We start from the raw sequence: 18,948 nt of genomic DNA on the forward strand, positions 1-18,948 counted from the left end.
CAGCCAAAAGAAACTTACATTGATGCTTACAACGATTTCTACGAAAAAGTTTGGTAAGCCCATTCTGTTAAAAGATCAAAGTTAATAGATCAAATTTAATCCTAAAAAATTCAAATTTAAATTCAATTGCACAGTACCCTCAACGTTTTTTTATACGTTTGTGTAATTTTCAGAGTTCAAAAACCGTTACAAAAGAAAATACTACGTGATACGCAGAATAATGAATAGATACCACTTGATTACCGCGACAATAGCATTGCTCATTTTGTTTGTTTCGTGCGAAGAAAATAACGATTTGGGCATGGATCTTCTCCCGTCCGAAGATTTGATAGAGGTAAGAAGTCTTGTTGAGAAAAGCAGCATCTCATCATACACCTACCGCGAAGATTCAATACAAACCGATGAAAGCTCCAAAAGCCTTATCGGAACCTTTAACGACCCCGAATTTGGGGAAACAAATATTGATTTTGCGGCGCAGTTCAGGCTGCAGGCTTATCCCGATTACGGCACCAACCCTGTGGTGGATTCAGTAAAACTTTTTCTCTATTACCGCGGAATTTACGGCGACACGGTTACCCCGCAAACTTTTAATGTTTATGAACTGGAAACAGACCTCGATGTTGACGCTGACTATTACCAGGGGACAGACCTGAAAAGCCTGGCTTCCGACCAACTGATTGGCCAGCTGGAATATACGCCCCAAATCAGGCTCGACTCTGCGTCGGCCGATACATTTTTTCAGCTCATTTCCATTCCGCTCGATAACTCGCTGGGCAATAAACTGGTAAATGCCGACTCACTTCAAATGGTAAACAACGATGTTTTTCTTGAATATTTCAAAGGGCTTTACATTGAAACTGAAAAAGATACTGATGAAGGGGGTGCCATTTTACAGCTCGACGCTGCCGCGAACTCAAGTTTCCAGGGCTCGGCAATGGTTGTTTATTATAACAACGACGAAAATATGGAAGCCGACGAGCCCGACACGCTGCTGAACCCCTATGTAATTACCCAGTTCAGCGCCCGGGTAAATTCTATTCAACATGATTATTCGGAAACAGCTTTTTTCGACAACCTGAATGCTGACACCGGAGATGATTCGCTGATTTACGTTCAGTCAACCGGTGGGCTAAAATCAAAAATTTACATTGATAAACTTACTCATTTGATCGATTCAATAAAAGTTAATGAACAAGGAGATTCAGTAAGAATAGCAATAAATAAAGCCGAACTTGTTTTCCAGATTGACACTGTAGCCTCGAAAGTGGAAAAATACCCGCCGCCGCGTCAGCTGTTGTTCACCGTGCTGGATGAAGAAGGACGGGAGTTTTTACCGGCCGATTACATGTTTAGCCCGGTATTTTACGGAGGCGCGATGAACCCCAATGATTATACCTATACATTTAACATCACTCAGCATGTGCAACAAATTACAGAGGGTGATGCTGAAAATCTGGGATTCTTTTTAACCACTGCGCGAAAAAACAACGAAGCCAACAGGGTAGTAATAAAAGGCAGCGGAAGCCAAACCGGCATTAAACTGATTATTACTTATTCCAAGTTTAACCAGTAGCTAACAGAATTTAAAAATTTCATGTACCCCCTGTTTTTGCGATTGATGAAAAAATGGGAACAGTTGATCTTATAACATACTTGCTTATTGGTATTGGTTTGAGTTTCGACTCATTTGCCGTATCGGTTTCGTGTGGCCTGATGAAACAGGAAATACGATTTAAACAAGCTATTCCCATTGCATTTTCGCTGGCGCTGTTCCAGGCAGCATTTCCAGTAGTTGGTTGGTTTGCAGGGAGTACACTCCACAACTTTATCCGCTCAGTTGACCACTGGATAGCATTTATTTTGCTTGCCATTATAGGGATTAAAATGATTGTGGAAGGGGTAAGACCAAATGGTACTCTGCAAAATTTCAATCCTTTCAGTATCCGTTTGGTTCTTAGCCTTTCTGTTGCTACCAGCATCGACGCACTGGTAGTGGGCCTCAGTTTTGGTTTCCTCAAAATACCAATTTTATACCCGGTTCTAATTATTGGGGCTGTTACATTTATTGCCTCGATGCTGGGTATGTTATTCGGAAAAAACATCCCTGCAAGACGCAGCCATCAATCGCTTATTTTAGGAGGAATAATACTGACCGGCATGGGAGTAAAAATTCTAATTGAGCATCTCTGGTTTTAATACAGCTGCAAAAGTGTTTAAAATTGAAACAGGCATTTTTTTTGTGCCCTGTTTTTCCCGTTCAAACACCAAATCCTACCGTTCGTCACTTTAAATTTTCAACCATCTTGTTTTCTGCTGAATTTTGAACCATCATAAACAATTAAAATTCAGAAATATGAAAGGACTCAGCCATTACTGGGGAAACATCTGGGCATCGTTCGAAGACAAGCAGATTGAACATGCCACCCTCCTTGAAATTGTTTCTGCTGAAATGAGTTTTCCGGGACAGGCCAACAAACAGATTATAACCATTACACGGGAAATTGAAGTGAAAAAATTATGACGACAGAGGCCTCATCGTCAGCCGCGACAAAGTTCCGGAGTTCAAACTGTGGCTGGACCGATAAAACTTTGCTAAATTTTCTTTAATTTTGAAAAAAATACAGATTATGACAGCACTTGAGTTAAAAAATATTCTCATCCATAAAATTGCTGCTATCGATGATGTTTCTTTTTTAAAAGCGATCCAAACTATTATTGATGCGAAAACAGATCATGAAATTCTACCTCTTTCCGACGAACAAAGAGATGAGATTATGGCATCCAAAATGGAGATTGAAAAAGGTCTTTATATCCATCATGAAAGTTTGGACGAAGAAATTAATGCATGGCTAAGCAAAGAATAATCTGGTCCCACAGGGCAAGAATATCACTTTTCCGGATCCTGAAATTTTTTGCTGACCGAAACAAGAGTAAAGCTTATTCAGCAAAGCTTTATAAAAAAATAAATCAGGAAATCCAAATATTAAAAAAGTTCCCCAATATAGGGTTTCAAACAAACTTTAAAAATGTGAGAGGTTTGATTTCCGGCCATTACATCATTTATTACGAGATCACTAAAAATGAAATTATTATTCATACAATTTGGGATAACCGGCAAAACCCTGATGATTTGAAAATAAAAGGATGACACTTCAGTAATCATGTCATCCTTTCATTATTATTTCAGTGTAAAATAATTTTAGTTCTTTTTGATGATTGCCACCCAACCACCTCCGGGGGCCATTTCAATATTCATTTCGGAATTGTTGGTCACATTCATTTCCTGCTGTGCAAAATCGGCAGCATGTTTGGCCGCATTGATTCCGTCTTTCCAAATCTCCATATTATAATTTCCTTCGGGAAGGAAACTGAGATCGAGTTCCAGCGTACGTGGCGACCAATTGGTCATGCCGCCCACAAACCAGGTATCGCCGGAGCGGCGTGCTATCAGAATATATTCGCCCACTTTGGCATCGAGCACTTTTGTATCGTCCCAAACCGAGGGAACAGCTTTTAGAAATTCCATGCACTCCGGCTCGCGGTAGTAATTCGATGGATTGTCGGACAACATTTGCAGCGGACTTTCAAAAATCACGTACATTCCCAACTGATGGCAACGGGTTCCGGGGCTCATGGGCTCAGTAAATACATCGCGGAAATTTTCCTTGTTTTTGTTAACCATGGCTCCCGGCGTGTAATCCATAGGTCCTGCAACCATTCTGATAAACGGTAGTAAAAGATTGTGATCCGGATCGGGTTGATCCGACCATTTACAGTTCTCCATTCCCTTCACACCTTCGTAAGAAATTACATTCGGATACATACGGTTGAGCCCCACCGGTTTGTAAGCGCCGTGGTAATCGACCAGCATTTTACGTTCGGCACACTCCCTCGCAATTTTTTCGTAAAAATTCACCATCCACTGGTCGTCGCGTTGCATAAAGTCAATTTTTATTCCTTTCACGCCCCACGCTTCAAACTGGTCGAGTGCCTCGGTAAGTTTATCATCGAGCGCTTTCCAAACCACCCAAAGAATAACACCAACACCTTTGTCTTTGCCGTAATCAACCAGCTCCTGTACATCAATTTCATCTTTCACGTTCATGATATCGTCGAGGTGGTACCAGCCTTCGTCGAGGATGATGTAATCGAGGCCGTATCCAGCCGCAAAATCGATGTAATATTTATACGTTGCATTGTTAACACCCGATTCAAAATCAACGCCGTAAACATTCAGCGCGTTCCACCAGTCCCAGGCTACTTTCCCGGGTTTAATCCACTCAGTGTCTTCCAAAACATTTTCGGGTGCCAGCTTGTAAATCAATTCCGATTCCACGAGTTGTTTGTCCTCATCGGATATTATCATTGCCCGCCACGGGAAGCTTTTGGGGCCTTCAAGTTCGGCAATATAATCGGCATATTTCACCGGTTTTACATCGCGGTCGGTGAGGCGTTCTTCTTCCAAAACCACTCCGGCAAATTTGCCTTCGAGCCGGAAAGGATTTTCTTCAGAACCTTTTAAAAACATACCGGCGTAGTCAGTAATCAAATCCGATTCGGAGATGTACACTTTTACGTTGTTTCCGGCATCTACCAGCAAACCGGTTGAAGCAAAACGATCGGGTGTAATTTCCGAGAGCTTTACATCGGGATAACTGCGCTCCTGGTGTGTAAACATGCTCTCCTCCTCCGGGAACCACACTTTGTGGTCGGCAGGAAAAGTGAAAGTAGCCAGTTCGCTCATCACCTTCACCGGCCCATCATCCGTAACTTCCCAGCGGTAAGCCACACCTTCGTCGTACGCCCTGAAATGCAGGTTGTAACCTTTAAATTTCAGTGTCAGTTCGTTGTACACATCCGGAATTTCGGCATACTTCCGCTGAACAGTTGGAATTATCACCTCATCAACCGAAGTTGTTTGTGCACGCCTGACCTTTGCATCTTCTCCCAACACTTCATTTTCCAGTGTCATTGAAATGGGCGACGGGGAAATAATTTCTTTGTCTCTTAGAAAAACTGAATACTGAATATTCTCATCCACAGCAACTTTTGCCGTCACCCTTTCGGATGGCGAGGTGACTGAATACTCTTTTGCCTGAAGCTGAATCATAAAAAACAGGGATAGCAGAAAAATGGTATATTTTTTCATTTGACTAAATTTTTGATTTATACCGTGCAAGTTAAAAAGAATTTTATGAAATACAGAATAGCATTGTTGCCTGGCGGATATCCTTTATTTCACAATTAATTTTCTTGAAATCCTTTCTCCATTTTGAGAGACACTCACAATGTACAAACCCGGCCTGAAATGTTTCAAGTTTAATTTCATCGATTGATTGTTTTCCGATTCTGCCTGGTGCATCAGTTTTCCGGTGAATGAATAAATTTCGATGCGTGCCCCCGTTTTTAATCCATCGAGCATAACTTGATCGTTGGCCGGATTCGGATAGATTCTTATGGCTCCTTCCTGTAACTTTTTTGCTGAATTTTCAGTGGAAATAGCGGGGTGTTCAAATTTTTGAGTGGAATACAGACGGTACTCACCGGGTGCGAGTGTAACTGACCGCACCGCATTATCCACCTGAACAGGATCTTCAACAAAAAACAGGTGCCATTTTCCGGTAGTTGGAAAACTGAGTTCGGTTTCTTCCTCCTGGATTCCAAAATTACCGACAGCCAGCACATAGTTGTTTTCATCAGCATAAACGTACGATTTAACAGTGCCGCTCAAATCGAACTGAAAGTCGGAAGAAGAAAAAACCGGGTACGTTTGCTTCAGGTAGTTGAGTTTGGCCATTACCCGGAACAAGTCGGTGCGGTTTGAATTATCAAGGTAGTGCCAGTAAGGAGGTTTCGGATCTAACCGGCAATCATTCCCAACACCGCCCACGCAGTGGTTGATTGAGATATCGTACCCGCGCTCGCCAAACTGCCAAATCATTTTTGGCCCGGGCAGCGGCAGGTGAAACAGCGAATTGAGCTCGATGCGGTCGAGCGCCGTTTGCTGATTTTTTATGTTGTAATCGCCACTGGAAAGCCCCTCTATTTTAATTTGATACATGATCCGCTGTTCGTCGTGGCTTTCGGGATAAGATACCAAATTGGGCTCGTTCCAGTTTCTTTCAGAATAAACTGCTTCACTCAAATCGGAACCCGACACATTCCCACGGGCCGCCTGAAGATAACTGCCGTGCATATTTCCCCACATCAAAATTCCGTAATCGGCCAGTTCCTTTTCTTCTGAATTATCAGCGAGGTGTTCGAAAATGACGATTGCATCCTCGTTGCGGTTTTTAATTTCATCGGTCATGCGTTTCAGGTTGCCAATGCGCGCGGCATCGTATTCGCTGCCCCAGCTCGATTCGCTGTAAGGAGTATTGGAAAATCCTTTGGTGAAGTCAAAACGGAAACCGTCAATTTTATATTCGTTCATCCAGAAGCTGTTCACGCTGTCCACCAGTTCTTTTGTCGCTTCTGATTCGTGGTTAAAATCGAAACCCCACCGTAAAGTTGGATTTTCAAAATTCGATACTTCATTGTACCATGGATTTTCAGGTGTGATGGTCCAGTTATCCATATACATTTGCACCAACGGGCTTTGGCCGTAACTGTGGTTTAAAACCATGTCGATTACCACAGCAATACCTCGCTGGTGGCATGCGTCAATCAGTTTTTTTAATTCATTTTTCGATCCATAATATTTATCGGGGGCAAAATAAAACGATGGATTATAACCCCAACTACTGTTGCCTTCAAACTCGTTTACAGGCATCAACTCCAGCACGTTAATATTCAAATCTTCTAAGTAATCCAGCTTTTCACGCACGGCTTTGTAGGTGTGTTCTTCGGTGAAATCACGAATCAGCAATTCGTAAATGACCATTTTCTCTTTTGGCGGCGGTTGAAAATCGGCAACCTGCCAATCGTATTCATCTTCTCCGGGCTGCAAAACTGAAACCACGCCTTCAGTTTCTCCTTCGGGATAAGCCATCAAACCGGGATACGTTTCTGCTTCAATTTCCTGGTCGTTCCAGGGGTCGAGAATTTTTTCGGTGTACGGATCTGCAATTCGTATTTCTCCATCAATTAAATATTGAAAAGCGTATTCTTTGCCTTCCACCAATCCCGAAATTTCGAGCCAGAAATAGTCACCGTCTTTTTTCATTTGGAACACGCTGGCAGGCCTCCAGTTATTAAAATCACCAAGCACAAACACAAACTCTTTTTTGGGTGCCCACAAAACAAGCGCAGCCGAAGTATCCGCCGGATAATTAATTCCTTTCCGGTAAGCAACGGGTTTTGTTTCGGCAACCGTTTCTTCGCGAATATAAACCGAAACAGAATCGCTGGCAGTTTCGTCACCTGCAACCGCTTCAGCAATAAGCAGGTTATTTCCGCTTTCAGTAAAAGTATAATCTGCAGAAACCGAAGTGCCTGTATTTTCAGTCAGCAACGTTTCATTCAGATAAAGTTTTAAATCAGCCTCGAGCGATGATGTGGCAGATAATGTAACCGGCTGATTCATTGGCAGAATCTGATCACCTGAGGGTTGTGAAATACTAACCACAAGGCCTTCTTCATACACATCCACATACAAATCATCCGTTTGCTGACTGGCATCGGCTGAACGAAAAACAAAAAACATTCTTACTACCTCATCACCGCTGGCTACCGAGTAAAACGAATTGATATCTGGCGAAATTTCCAGCTCATAAATCCCGTTTCCCATGTGAGTGAGTTTGGGTTGAACTTCGTTGTTTCCCCAACTGTCTGGCCCGCCAACCACATTCTGCCAATCTCCTTTCCCCTTGATACCAACCCCGGTATGTGCATACAAATCGCCAGTGTAATATCCCAACCTCGATTCTTCGGCAGAATTGAAAGTGATGGTCACACTTTGTGAGGCCACCGGAAGTTCGGGCACTGTAGTAATCTGGGCAGCAATAAACAGAGGAGCTGCCAGCATGAGGGTCAAAATAAAATACTTCAGATGATTCATGAATACAAATTTATTTTTTCAACGATTTTCAAAACCTGCCTTAAACTGTTAAAAGAAATTGCAAAAACCAAAATGTTTGCTCCCTCTATATTTTTCAGAAAAAAGAGCCACCAGAAAGCAAATCCGGTGACTCTTTTTGTTAACTAAACTAACCTTTCCCTGATTTAATGATACTGAAAAGTCCGGCTTTTACAGTTCACTAATTTCTATTGTATTCGTTCTCAGATTTACAACTACGTGGTAAGTCCCCGAAGGTTTCAGGAAAAACCAGTTTGGATCGCTATGTCCTTCAGCCACATCAATGTAATCGGTGTCGTAATTTACCACCACATCGTAACCGTAGCTAATTGGTCCCCAATCTTTCTGGGCAAACAACCTGAAAGCGCCATCCTGGGTAAAAGCAACGTCGCCTTCCCAGATTTTGTAGCTCACATATTGCAGTGCAGTTACCGGTTCGTCCCAGTTCCAGCCATGTGTGGCATCGCCGGTAAGGTACATTCCGGGTTCATCTGTCGCGGTCATCTCAATGGTTCCGGTTTCGGTATTTACCAATATTTCGTACCAGCCGGCTTCGCCAATAAAATTGAAGTTCGGATCATCGTCGCCGGTTGCCGGTTCGAGCAAATCTTCCGGATAACTGGTAAATACATCGTAACCTCCAAGTGAAGCATCCCAGGCAGGATTGCTGAAGAACCTGAAATTGGCTCCATCGGTTGCATCAAACCTCCAGATGGTTATGTATTCGAATGGTTCACCTGTAGACGCAACTTCCACTGCCTTGCTGGTGTCCCATCCGCCAACGCTGGCACCAATCATATAAATGGGCGGGAACGAAGCAGAATAAAGGGTAACTGTCATGCTCACGGGTTGCGAATACAATGAGTATTGCGGACTAACCGTAGCTTCTACCCGGAATTCAATTTCGGTAGGTTCATTGCCTGGCAAACCATGTGTCATCAGTTTTTCGTTCAAGGTAGCATGCGTAATGCTCACCGAAAAATCGGATGTGGATGCCAGTTCCACTGCGCTGGCAAAATTGTTACCGGCCACGTCAACCTGCAGGTTGTACATTGTCGCACTTGGAAAGCCAAAATCTGCTTCGGTCCAGGAAAAAGTGACCGACTCTTCGGTGGCATTCACTTTCTGAAATACCAGCTCTGTTCCTGAGGCCGGTTGGTTTAATGTAGGCGAATCGCCCGGATTTATTACCGGGTCTCTTTCCATCTCTTCGCAGGCAAACAGCAATGAAAAGGAGAGAAGAATCAGAAATATATTTTTAAATTTTCTCATCTGTTTATATTTTTTAAATTTTCTCAGTTTTTTAATACCCCGGATTCTGGGTCAGGTTTGTATTGGCAATTACATCGGCTGCCGGAATCGGAAAAATATCGAATTTGGCATCGATAGAACGTCCCTCTTTCACAGCTCCTTTCCAAGACCACAGGTAATCGCCTCCGCTAAACAAGCCAAAACGAATGAGGTCGGTGCGGCGCTGGCCTTCCCAGTACAGTTCGCGTGCCCGCTCATCGATAATAAAATCGAGTGTCAAATCGCCAGAAGCAATATTTCCGTTTTCGTCGCCATACGCTCTTTCGCGCAACATGTTGATGTAGCTGAGTGCGGTCGCCTCATCGCCACCTGTTCCGCCACGCAAAACGGCTTCGGCATACATCAGGTACACATCGGCCAGGCGGAAAAGCGGGAAGTCGGTATCAACATATTCAATGTCCGACCCGATATTTCCGTCAGAAGTGATGTTTTTCCACTTTGTAACCGCGTAACCGTTAGTAAACTCGAACATATCATCAATCTCAAGTGTCTGTCCATCGGTATGGAACATTCCACGACTGTCCGAACTGAATTGTTCCATTGTATAAGTATAATCCGGCGTACCCAGGTAAAGTTCAATTTTATATTTCCCTGGTTCATCAACCGGTATGTCAGCTCCACCATAATCCAGGATTCCGTCGGTATCGTTATCCCCCAAGTTAATGTCCCATGCATCATTGGCCCTGAATTTAAAAGCTCCTGAACCGAGTTCAGCAACAACAGTCCATACTTTTCTTTCAGCATCGAATTCCATCGGAGTGCTGTTGTCCCACCCACCGGCAGTGGCATCGCCAATCAATCCCCAGTCGGTTTTTACCGAAGTGTACATCATGTCATTCAGGTTCACGTTAATTTTGTACATGCCGCTTTCGGGAGCAACCAGGTTGGCACCGTTGGCTTCCAGTGTGCCATCAGCATTGTCATCACCCCAGTTCACATCCCAATTGGGCCCTTCGGTGAATTTATATTCTGAATTCGCATCAGCAAACCAGATATATCCTTCGTAGTTATTGTCGGAATTAACAGATGCCAGGTTAGGAGCAGCATCCGGTGCCCAGTCACCTTCGCTGTAACCACTTGCTGCCTGATATCCGCCAGGCACATAAATCACCGGGTACTCCACTGCACTTTTATAAGGAATCCGGGCGGTTTTCAGGGTTTCAAGATCGAGAAACTTACCCACGAATTCTTTGGTAACACGGGTGCCGGCCCAACCACCGTCAATACCGAATTCAGCCGGATCCATGCTTCCACCAACCCCTGCTTTTATAATAAAAGTAACACCTCCATAAGTTTTGGTGTTGTTTCCATCCTGGGTAATTGGGAAAATAATTTCATTGGATCGGTGGTTATCAGCCATAAAAAGATGCTGGTATTCAGGTTCAAGTGAATAACCGGCATTCAGAATTTTATTACAGTAAGTTAAACATTCCGTATATTTTGGTTGACTTATATAAACCTCTGCGTTCAGGTACAATTTGGACAGCAGCGTCCAGACAGCAGCCTGGTCGGCCCGGCCGTATTCAACTTCTCCGGGAGCTGACAAATGTGGTTCAATATCGAGCAATTCCTGTTCAACATAGGCAAACAGATCATCCCTGTTGGTTTGCTCCGGGAAAAACGCACCTACCATATCTGCTTCGGTAACAAAAGGCACGTTGGCAAACATATCTATGGCGTGCCAGTAGCTGAGTGCCCTTAAAAAGCGGGCTTCGTACCTGTAAAGTTCAATTTCGGAACGGATGGCCCCGTCGATGCCCCGTTCGTCGAGTTTGGCCGGAGTCGTTTCGCGAATAAATTCATTGGTTAGCGATATCTGGTAAAATACCCTGTAATACATGTTGGCAACGAATTCGTTATTCGAGCCCCAGTCCATTTCCTGGTAATCGCGCAGGTTGCCGTCGTTCCATGCAATAACCGCTTCGTCGGTAGGCAGTTCCTGTGCGTACCAGTAGGCACGCAGGTACTGGCCGAATCCTTCATCGAGGCCGCTCAAATCGTTGGCACCTGCAGGCCCTTCCTGACCGCTCAAAGCGAGCCCGGCATACAGTTTTGCCAGCACATTTTTATAGTTGTCAGGATTGGAATAAACATTTTCCGAGGTCACCACATCCTTGTCGAGCGGCACCGTATCTAAATCGTTCACGCATGATGTAAATGCAAAAAGAACTGCAATTACAAAGATGCCTGCTATTTTAATTTTATTTTTCATCTTACTTTTTATTTACTGGTTAAAAATTGATGCTTACCCCCATCATATATGTACGCGGACGGGGATAAATATTATTATCAATCCCGTTGCTTACTTCCGGATCGAGTCCTTCGTAGTCGGTAATAACAAATACATTTTGCACTGTACCGTATAACCTGATATTCATCCGCTCCTGGTAAAAGTTTGAAAACGTGTATCCCAGGCTGATGTTATCGAGGCGAACAAAAGAAGCATTGCGGATATAATAGTCGGACCAGTATTTGGGATTTTCAAACCCTGAATCGAAAACACTTTCGTTGAGGTTATTTAAAAATCCGGCCGAGTTGTAAAGATTATTAAATGTTGCCTGGCCCGACCACACATTGTTGTACACATAGTTGCCAATGTTGCCGCGCCCGTTAAATGCAAAATCCCAGTTTTTGTAATTTATTTTTGAAGAAAAACCGAAAAATGCATCGGGAGCGGCTTTTTTGTAGCGGTATTTGTCGTCGTTGGTAATTACACCGTCACCGTTCCGGTCAACGTATAAACCTTCAATTGGCGAGCCATCCTGATCGTAAACCTGTTCGTAAACAAAAAAGGAATTGGCCGGATAACCTACGCTGTGAATCTGGATATTGTTTCCAACCGCTCCGGAAATACCTCCCACTTCAACACCAATGTATGTGGGATCGTCATTAGCAGTTAATTTGGTAATTTCATTTTCGTTGTACGAAATATTAAATCCAATATCCCAGCTAAAATTCTCTTTAGAAACAGGAATGGCATTGATACTGAATTCGATTCCCCTGTTTTCCAGGTTACCAACATTGGTTAGAATCTGATTGGTAAGATTGGTACCTGCAGGCACGGGAATAAAGTTAATCAAATCGTCAGTAACCCGGTAATAAGCATCAATGGCACCCGAAATCCGGTTGTTCAGAAATCCGTAATCCAGGCCAATATTGTAAGTAGTTGTTTCTTCCCATTTAATGTTGGCATCGTAACCTTCGGGCCTGATGGTGGTGTAAAACTGGTCGCCAAACTGATAGCGTGCCTGATCACCACTGTAAGTATAACGAGCCATGTACGGATAATCGTTATCCGAAATGTTTTGCTGACCTGTAACACCATAACCGAGCCGCAGTTTGAGGTCGGAAACTGTTTCTGAATCAGCAAGGAAAGATTCTTCGGCAATTTGCCACGCCAGCGCTACCGATGGGAACAACCCCCAACGGGTATCGGGCGAGAACCTCGACGAACCATCCTGCCTCACTGTAAATGTGGCGAGGTAACGTTCTTTAAACGTGTAATTCAACCTGCCGAAAAAAGAAACGAGGTAATTTTCAGTTTCGTAATCGGTGTCTGAAGTCGTTTCAGTTTGGCTGGCATTTTGTGTGAGTGAAGTGCCGGCCCTCCAGAAATGCTGCCACGAATAACCACCCATAATGTCGAAGCGGCTGTCGATGGCATCCACATCTTTCACGTAATTCAGATAGAAATCGAGCAGTGAATTCCGCTTGTCCTGTGTGTATTCTGTGTTTTCACCTCCGCCTTTTAGTTTATCATAAGCCCAGGGTGCATTTTCAGGAACCAAAATAGTGCCTTCACTGTCAGAAATATCATAACCCATATTCAGGTTAGCCCTTAAATCGGGAAAAAAATGAAAACGGTAATCAATTTCAGCATTTCCAATACTTCTTCTAACTGTTGACTGATCGTCGCGCATATTAAGCTGCGCTACCGGGTTCATATTGGCAATCGGGATAGGATCCCCGTTTTGCTGCACCCAGGTAAAATATCCGCCATAAGGACTTCCGTTGTAAACCGTTTGTGTGGGGTCGAAACTGGCAGCTGAGCCGATGGCTCCCCTGTTGGCAAAATTATTATTTACAAGCATTCCCTTCACATTCAGGTTCATCCGGAGGTGATCATCGAAAAACGATGGGTTGAGACCCAGCGAACCGGTAATCCTTTCCAAACGGTCGGTTTTAAGAATACCTTCCTGGTTGGAATAACCTACCGAAGCCCTGAATGGAAGCTCTTTTATGTTTCCTGTCAGGCTCAGGTTATGGTCTTGCCCCAGGGCAGTTTTATACACCTCATCCTGCCAGTTGGTGTTGGAATTTCCGAGCAGGTTGAGTGCATTCGGGTTGTTTGCATAACGTTCCTGTACCAGGCTCCTGAACTCATCGGCCGATAACGACGGAACTTCATTATATTTTGCACTAACAGAAAAGTACTGGTTGTAACTCACGCTCAGCGGAGTTCCTTTTCTTCCTTTTTTGGTGGTAATAATAATTACACCATTGGATGCACGCGAACCGTAGATAGCGGTTGCCGATGCATCTTTTAAAACGGTAAAAGTTGCAATATCGCTGGGATGAATAGTGTTAAGCGGGTTTTTCATGCCCGAAATACCATCGTTGTCAACCGGAACGCCGTCAATAACAATCAACGGATCGTTACTGGCCGAGAGTGATGATCCCCCGCGGATGCGAATAGTTGCACCTTCGCCCGGCGAACCACCGCCACTGGTAATTTGCACCCCGGCAATTTTACCTGAAACCAGCTCCTGGGGCGAGGTAATGGCCCCCGGATTGAAATCATCGGTGTTAACGGCCTGAACGGAGCCGGTGGCATCTTCTTTTTTCACCTGGCCGTAGCCAATCACCACCACTTCACCCAGTGCTTCAATCGACTGGGCCAGTTGAACACTTAACACATCTTCGGTTCCCACAACAACCTCCTGCGGTGTGTAGCCAATAAATGAAAAACCAAGCGTTTGGCCAGGTTCCACATCAACCGAAAATTGCCCGTCAACATTTGTAATTGTTCCCCGTGTGGTTCCTTTAACCACAATTGTAACTCCAGGTAAAGGTTCGCCGGTTTCAGCATCGGTTACTTCACCTGTTATTGTTTTTTGCTGCGCGTAACCCGTTAAAAAGGTTAGAAAAGCAACCAAAAACAACAATAATTTTAGGTCTTTTCGAATAATATTCATCGTAATTAAATTATTAATTAGTAAAATTTCACTTTGTCGAGTTAACTTTTTTTGAAATGGCTAAAATCAACATTATACGACTGTTAACTGCATGAGCAAAGCAAAAATCCTTGTCGCAAAACTACTTAATTCTTAACAGATGCTATTTTTTTAAAACTCCCGAAACAGTGCAATCGTTTGCGGTTACGTTTGCACCGATCATGTTATAAAACAGGTAGGAACTGGTTGGAAAAATTGTATATGTCAGGGAAATTGATTTTGAGCTTTCAAACTGGAATTTGTTTTGGTATTTTTACCGTCAAATTGTAAAAAATGAACGGACATAAATCTATAAATACAATAAAAACTGCAAAACCTCCAGGTAAACCATTTTTGAAATGGGCGGGCGGAAAAGGCCAGTTGCTTGAGGCTTTTCAAAATTTTTATCCCAAAGAACTTTCCGGGGGGAAAATTGAAAACTATTGCGAACCTTTTGTTGGCGGCGGTGCCGTTTTTTTCGATATCGTGCAAAAGTATCCTGTAAAATCGGCCCTTTTGTGCGACAATAACGAGGATTTGATTCTGACTTACCTTGTCATTCAAAAAGAGGTACAAACCTTAATTGACCAACTGGACCGGCTCCAGGACCGGTACCTGAAGCTGAACGAGGAAAAACGCACAGCATATTACTACAAAGTGCGTGAGCAATTCAACAAGCAAAAGAAATCGGTAAACTTCAACAGATTTTCAATGAAATGGGCCGAACGGGCCGCACAAATTATTTTTCTGAACCGCACCTGTTTCAACGGATTGTTCCGGTTCAACTCCAGGGGTGAATTTAATGTTCCGCAGGGCAGGTATAAAAATCCGAAAATTCTGGATGCCGAAAATTTGCTGAAAATTTCAAAACTGCTTTCTATTGCAGAAATTCAAAAGGCCGATTTCAGGGAAATTAAAGGCAGGATAACCGAAAACACCTTCATTTATTACGATCCGCCCTACCGCCCGCTGAACCAAACTTCGAGGTTTACAGCATACAGCAAAAATGCGTTTGGCGACCCCGAACAAATAGCTTTGGCTGCGCTTTTCGCTGAATTAAATCAGAAAGGAGTAAAACAAATGCTGAGCAATTCCGACCCCAAAAACCATAACCCGGAGGACCATTTTTTTGACGAACTCTATTCCGGATTTCATATATCGCGCGTTCCTGCACGAAGATCCATCAATTCCAATGGCTTAAAAAGAAAGGCCATTAACGAAATCATCGTAACCAGTTACCCGGTTTAATTTCATACTATTAAAATTGTTTAATATTTTATCGATTCCTTACCCGTCCCGAACCGGATACCGAAGAATCGACCTGTGGATTTCCACTATAATAGACACTGCCAGAGCCGGCTACACGTGCTTTTAGCGATTCAGCGGCATGAATGCTGCAATTCCCCGAGCCCGAAATGTGCACTTCCACGTTTTCTGCCTCAAAATCCCCGGCCTTTACACTGCCCGAACCGGAAATGCTGGCTTCAAAATCTTTGGCTTTTCCCCCGTTACCAATTACCACACTGCCGGAACCGGAAATGGAAGCTTTTGCACGTTCGGTGCGCAAATCATCGAGTTTGATGTTTCCGCTTCCACTCACTGCCATGGCCATTCTGCGCGAAGAAATGCGCTTGTCTGCAATAATATCGCCGGAACCGGAAACCGCCAATCCTTCAATGTCCGGAACCCGCACAAAAATTTCGATGCTTCCTGGATTAAACGAACGCCAAAAAAAGTTCCGATTTTTAAAGCGGATAACCAGTTCTCCGTTTTTGACTTCGGTTACAATGTCTTCAAGAGTTGACGATTTGGCCACAATTTCCACCCGCTGGGGGTCGCCTTGTTCCAGATAAAGTTTTCCGGAAACATTCAGCGAAATTTTAGAAAATTCAGATACATCCCGGACTTCTTTTTCTGCCAATGCAGGCAGCACAAGGGTGGAACAAAAAAGAATCAGAAAAAATGAGGCAAATTTAGGTTTCATATTTTTACGTTTTTGTGATTATTAAAAAGTTGACTTTGTAAGGACGCACGAAACCTTCGAAAGTTTCAGTTTTGAGGGAATAAAATTCTAAATCGCCGGAAGAGGCTGGAGTAAAGGGGACTAAATTGAGTCTTCAATCAAACCCTCAGGTAAATCGAGGGTAAGCATTTTGTTCTCCGGGTCGATGGAAACCATGAAGTCCTGATTGAAGGGAACGAGAATTTCCTCATGTCCGCTGCCAACTGTCAGCACTGTGTTTCCCGAGAAATCTTCCACGTGGGAAATGACACCGATTTCGCCGGTATTTTTATCAAAAAGAGTAAACCCCTGCAACTCCGCCAAGCCGGAATCTTCTGGCTCATCAACTAATTCAGAAGTAAAAAGATACACATCAGTGCCCACAAGCCGCTGTGCGTATTTTTCAGAACCGACCCAATCAAAATTAACAAAAGCAGCTTTACCCGTTTTAACTTGCAGCCCGTTTTCGGCCACATAAAAAGGAACCAGTAAACCATCGATTTCCAGGAAAAAGCGGGTAGCCTCTTCAACCGAAAATTCAAACTGTTCTTCGAATTCGAGCACCAGCTCACCATGAACACCCCGTGTTTTCCGGATGAAACCAATTTTAGTGCAATCAGCTTTGGGTATTGTTTCCATAACGGCAAAGATAGTTAACTACAAACAAAAAACCACCGACCTACTTGGCCGGTGGTTTTATCCGTGGTAGAAATTTTTTCGTTAAGAATTGGTGCCCTTGTCTTTCGGAGCTTCTTCTTTCTTTTCTTTCTTTTCTGCTTCTTCAGATTTTGCTTCAGCAGCCGGAGCCTCAGGTTTTTCTTCTTCCTTCCTGGCTTCCTCTTTTTCTTCTTTTTTAGCAGCTGTTTTATCAGCACTTTCTTCTTTAGCCGGAGCAGCCTCTTCAGTTTTTTCTTCCTTTTTAGGCTCTTCAGCCACTTCCTCCTTTACAGGTTCAGCAACTTCTTCCTTTTTCGGCTCTTCAGCTTTTGCAGGTTCATCAGCTTTTTCTTCCTTTTTAGGTTCTTTAGCTACTTCCTCTTTTTCTGCAGTTGCTGTTTCAGTTGCAGCAGATTCTTCAGTGCTTTCGTCGGCAGTTTCAGCTTCTTTTTCATCTTCCACTTCGGCTGCTAATTCCGCATTTTTGGCAGCAATTGCAGCAGCTCTTTCCTCGTTGAGTTTTGCTTCAGCCTCAAGTCGTTTTTTAAGCTCTGCATTGGTTTCACCTTCAATACGCTCTTTCTGAGCCTGGATTTTGGCTTCTTTTTCAGCCAGCCATTTTTCCAGTCTGCGTTCAGCTTCGTCTTCGTCGAAAGCTCCTTTTTTCACTCCACCCATCAGGTGTTTTTTGTAGAGGACACCTTTGTAAGATAAAATTGCTCTTACAGTGTCAGTCGGTTGGGCACCTTTTACAAGCCAGTCGTAAGCCTTGTCAAAATCGAGATCTATCGTAGCAGGATTAGAGTTCGGATTATACATACCAATCCGTTCAATGTACCTGCCATCTCGTGGCGCCCTGCTATCTGCTACCACAATGTGGTAGAAAGCATAACGTTTGCGGCCATGCCGCGCTAATCTCATTTTTACTGGCATAATTCTACAATTATTTTTTTGAAAATGTGGGCGCAAAGATAATATAAAATTCTGTTTGCGAAACCGATGGGGTAATTTTTTCGCACATTCTTAAACTACAGCGTGTGAAGTTATTTACTGAAGACTGCCACTGTAAACTGTCCACTGCGACTGATCACTTCTTTCCAGCTGGCAGCCGGGCTTTCCGCTTTACCTGTTTTCCCCGTTCCCGGTTTTGTATAGCCGTGCGTGGGCTCATTTCAATCGCCTCCGCCGGCCTGCAAAACCCGGGTCGCGGTGTGCAACAGGGTGCCGCTCCAATCCCTGCCAGATCGCTTCGTTCAGCGTTTCTGCCTAGTGGGGGAGTCGGACCTTTCCCAAGTCCGACATTTTCTGTGACTTTGAAAGCACAGTCCCTAGCCAGCCAGATGTTTGGCTTGTGTTAATAGGCACACATTGTGCCAAATACATCGCATTTGTTGTGCTGTCCGTCTGGCGGATCAAACCGCCTGACGGGTTTTAAATTGTTACGCAAATATAGAAAAGAAATGGATTTTACTGTGCCCATTTTGATTATCCGTCCAGCGGATCAAACCGCTTGACGGATACTGCCAACTGCAACCAGGCACGGATCACTATTTACCTTTAACCGTTTACTTTTTACTGAAAATTATAGTGCAATTCTTGTGGTTTTTCAGAGACGCAAAATTTTGCGTCTCTACTGCCAACTGCCACAGATCACTGCCTACTTCACTCGCCCCGGGTTCTTTTTCACAAAATCGCCCCAGCTTTTATACTCCTTGCTTTTTTGCGGTTTGCCCTGCTGAATAAAATGG

The 18,948-nt window shown here is 43.7% G+C and carries 14 protein-coding genes; 6 read left to right on the forward strand and 8 right to left on the reverse strand.

Features of this window, described 5'->3' with window-relative positions:
• Positions 1 to 220 precede the first annotated feature (220 nt).
• The 5 genes from ACTCNA_RS13735 to ACTCNA_RS13755 all read left to right on the forward strand — a co-directional run bounded on the left by ACTCNA_RS13735 (position 221) and on the right by ACTCNA_RS13755 (position 3,148).
• Positions 221 to 1,573: a DUF4270 domain-containing protein gene (locus ACTCNA_RS13735; RefSeq protein ID WP_462948497.1), complete on the forward strand. Its 1,353-nt coding sequence runs from the start codon at positions 221 to 223 to the stop codon at positions 1,571 to 1,573.
• Positions 1,574 to 1,626: 53 nt separating this feature from the next.
• Positions 1,627 to 2,196 carry a manganese efflux pump MntP gene (locus ACTCNA_RS13740; protein ID WP_462948498.1) on the forward strand — a complete coding sequence of 190 codons (570 nt, stop codon included), beginning with the start codon at positions 1,627 to 1,629 and terminating at the stop codon, positions 2,194 to 2,196.
• 157 nt (positions 2,197 to 2,353) lie between these two features.
• Positions 2,354 to 2,521, forward strand: a complete 168-nt coding sequence (locus tag ACTCNA_RS13745) for a hypothetical protein (RefSeq protein ID WP_462948499.1) — start codon at positions 2,354 to 2,356, stop codon at positions 2,519 to 2,521.
• Positions 2,522 to 2,627: 106 nt separating this feature from the next.
• Positions 2,628 to 2,864 (forward strand): hypothetical protein, encoded by a 237-nt coding sequence (locus ACTCNA_RS13750; protein ID WP_462948500.1) that lies wholly within the window; start codon positions 2,628 to 2,630, stop codon positions 2,862 to 2,864.
• The gene (locus ACTCNA_RS13755; protein ID WP_462948501.1) at positions 2,846 to 3,148 is read left to right on the forward strand and encodes a type II toxin-antitoxin system RelE/ParE family toxin; all 303 of its coding nucleotides are present in this window, start codon (positions 2,846 to 2,848) and stop codon (positions 3,146 to 3,148) included. Before ACTCNA_RS13750 ends, ACTCNA_RS13755 begins: the two co-directional genes overlap by 19 nt.
• A gap of 51 nt (positions 3,149 to 3,199) precedes the next feature.
• Here the strand turns inward: ACTCNA_RS13755 and ACTCNA_RS13760 are convergent, their stop codons facing one another.
• From ACTCNA_RS13760 to ACTCNA_RS13780, 5 genes are all read right to left on the reverse strand, one after another.
• Positions 3,200 to 5,149 carry a glycoside hydrolase family 97 protein gene (locus tag ACTCNA_RS13760; RefSeq protein ID WP_462948502.1) on the reverse strand — a complete coding sequence of 650 codons (1,950 nt, stop codon included), beginning with the start codon at positions 5,147 to 5,149 and terminating at the stop codon, positions 3,200 to 3,202.
• Between the two features lie 84 nt (positions 5,150 to 5,233).
• The gene (locus ACTCNA_RS13765; RefSeq protein ID WP_462948503.1) at positions 5,234 to 7,999 is read right to left on the reverse strand and encodes an alpha-amylase family glycosyl hydrolase; all 2,766 of its coding nucleotides are present in this window, start codon (positions 7,997 to 7,999) and stop codon (positions 5,234 to 5,236) included.
• Between the two features lie 189 nt (positions 8,000 to 8,188).
• Positions 8,189 to 9,289, reverse strand: coding sequence for a SusE domain-containing protein (locus tag ACTCNA_RS13770; RefSeq protein ID WP_462948504.1), 1,101 nt, complete (start codon positions 9,287 to 9,289; stop codon positions 8,189 to 8,191).
• Between the two features lie 31 nt (positions 9,290 to 9,320).
• Positions 9,321 to 11,540 carry a RagB/SusD family nutrient uptake outer membrane protein gene (locus ACTCNA_RS13775; RefSeq protein WP_462948505.1) on the reverse strand — a complete coding sequence of 740 codons (2,220 nt, stop codon included), beginning with the start codon at positions 11,538 to 11,540 and terminating at the stop codon, positions 9,321 to 9,323.
• Positions 11,541 to 11,559: 19 nt separating this feature from the next.
• Positions 11,560 to 14,523 (reverse strand): SusC/RagA family TonB-linked outer membrane protein, encoded by a 2,964-nt coding sequence (locus tag ACTCNA_RS13780; protein WP_462948506.1) that lies wholly within the window; start codon positions 14,521 to 14,523, stop codon positions 11,560 to 11,562.
• A 312-nt stretch (positions 14,524 to 14,835) separates the two neighbouring features.
• Here ACTCNA_RS13780 and ACTCNA_RS13785 point away from each other — a divergent pair, with 312 nt between their 5' ends.
• Positions 14,836 to 15,789 carry a DNA adenine methylase gene (locus ACTCNA_RS13785; protein ID WP_462948507.1) on the forward strand — a complete coding sequence of 318 codons (954 nt, stop codon included), beginning with the start codon at positions 14,836 to 14,838 and terminating at the stop codon, positions 15,787 to 15,789.
• Between the two features lie 28 nt (positions 15,790 to 15,817).
• Here the strand turns inward: ACTCNA_RS13785 and ACTCNA_RS13790 are convergent, their stop codons facing one another.
• The 3 genes from ACTCNA_RS13790 to ACTCNA_RS13800 all read right to left on the reverse strand — a co-directional run bounded on the left by ACTCNA_RS13790 (position 15,818) and on the right by ACTCNA_RS13800 (position 18,121).
• Positions 15,818 to 16,525 carry a head GIN domain-containing protein gene (locus tag ACTCNA_RS13790; RefSeq protein WP_462948508.1) on the reverse strand — a complete coding sequence of 236 codons (708 nt, stop codon included), beginning with the start codon at positions 16,523 to 16,525 and terminating at the stop codon, positions 15,818 to 15,820.
• Positions 16,526 to 16,645: 120 nt separating this feature from the next.
• Positions 16,646 to 17,182, reverse strand: coding sequence for a ribosome maturation factor RimM (locus ACTCNA_RS13795; protein WP_462948509.1), 537 nt, complete (start codon positions 17,180 to 17,182; stop codon positions 16,646 to 16,648).
• An 81-nt stretch (positions 17,183 to 17,263) separates the two neighbouring features.
• On the reverse strand, positions 17,264 to 18,121 hold the full coding sequence (locus ACTCNA_RS13800; RefSeq protein WP_462948510.1) for a 30S ribosomal protein S16: 858 nt from the start codon (positions 18,119 to 18,121) through the stop codon (positions 17,264 to 17,266).
• Between the last annotated feature and the right edge of the window lie 827 nt (positions 18,122 to 18,948).

The sequence above is a fragment of the Tangfeifania sp. genome (assembly GCF_055108615.1).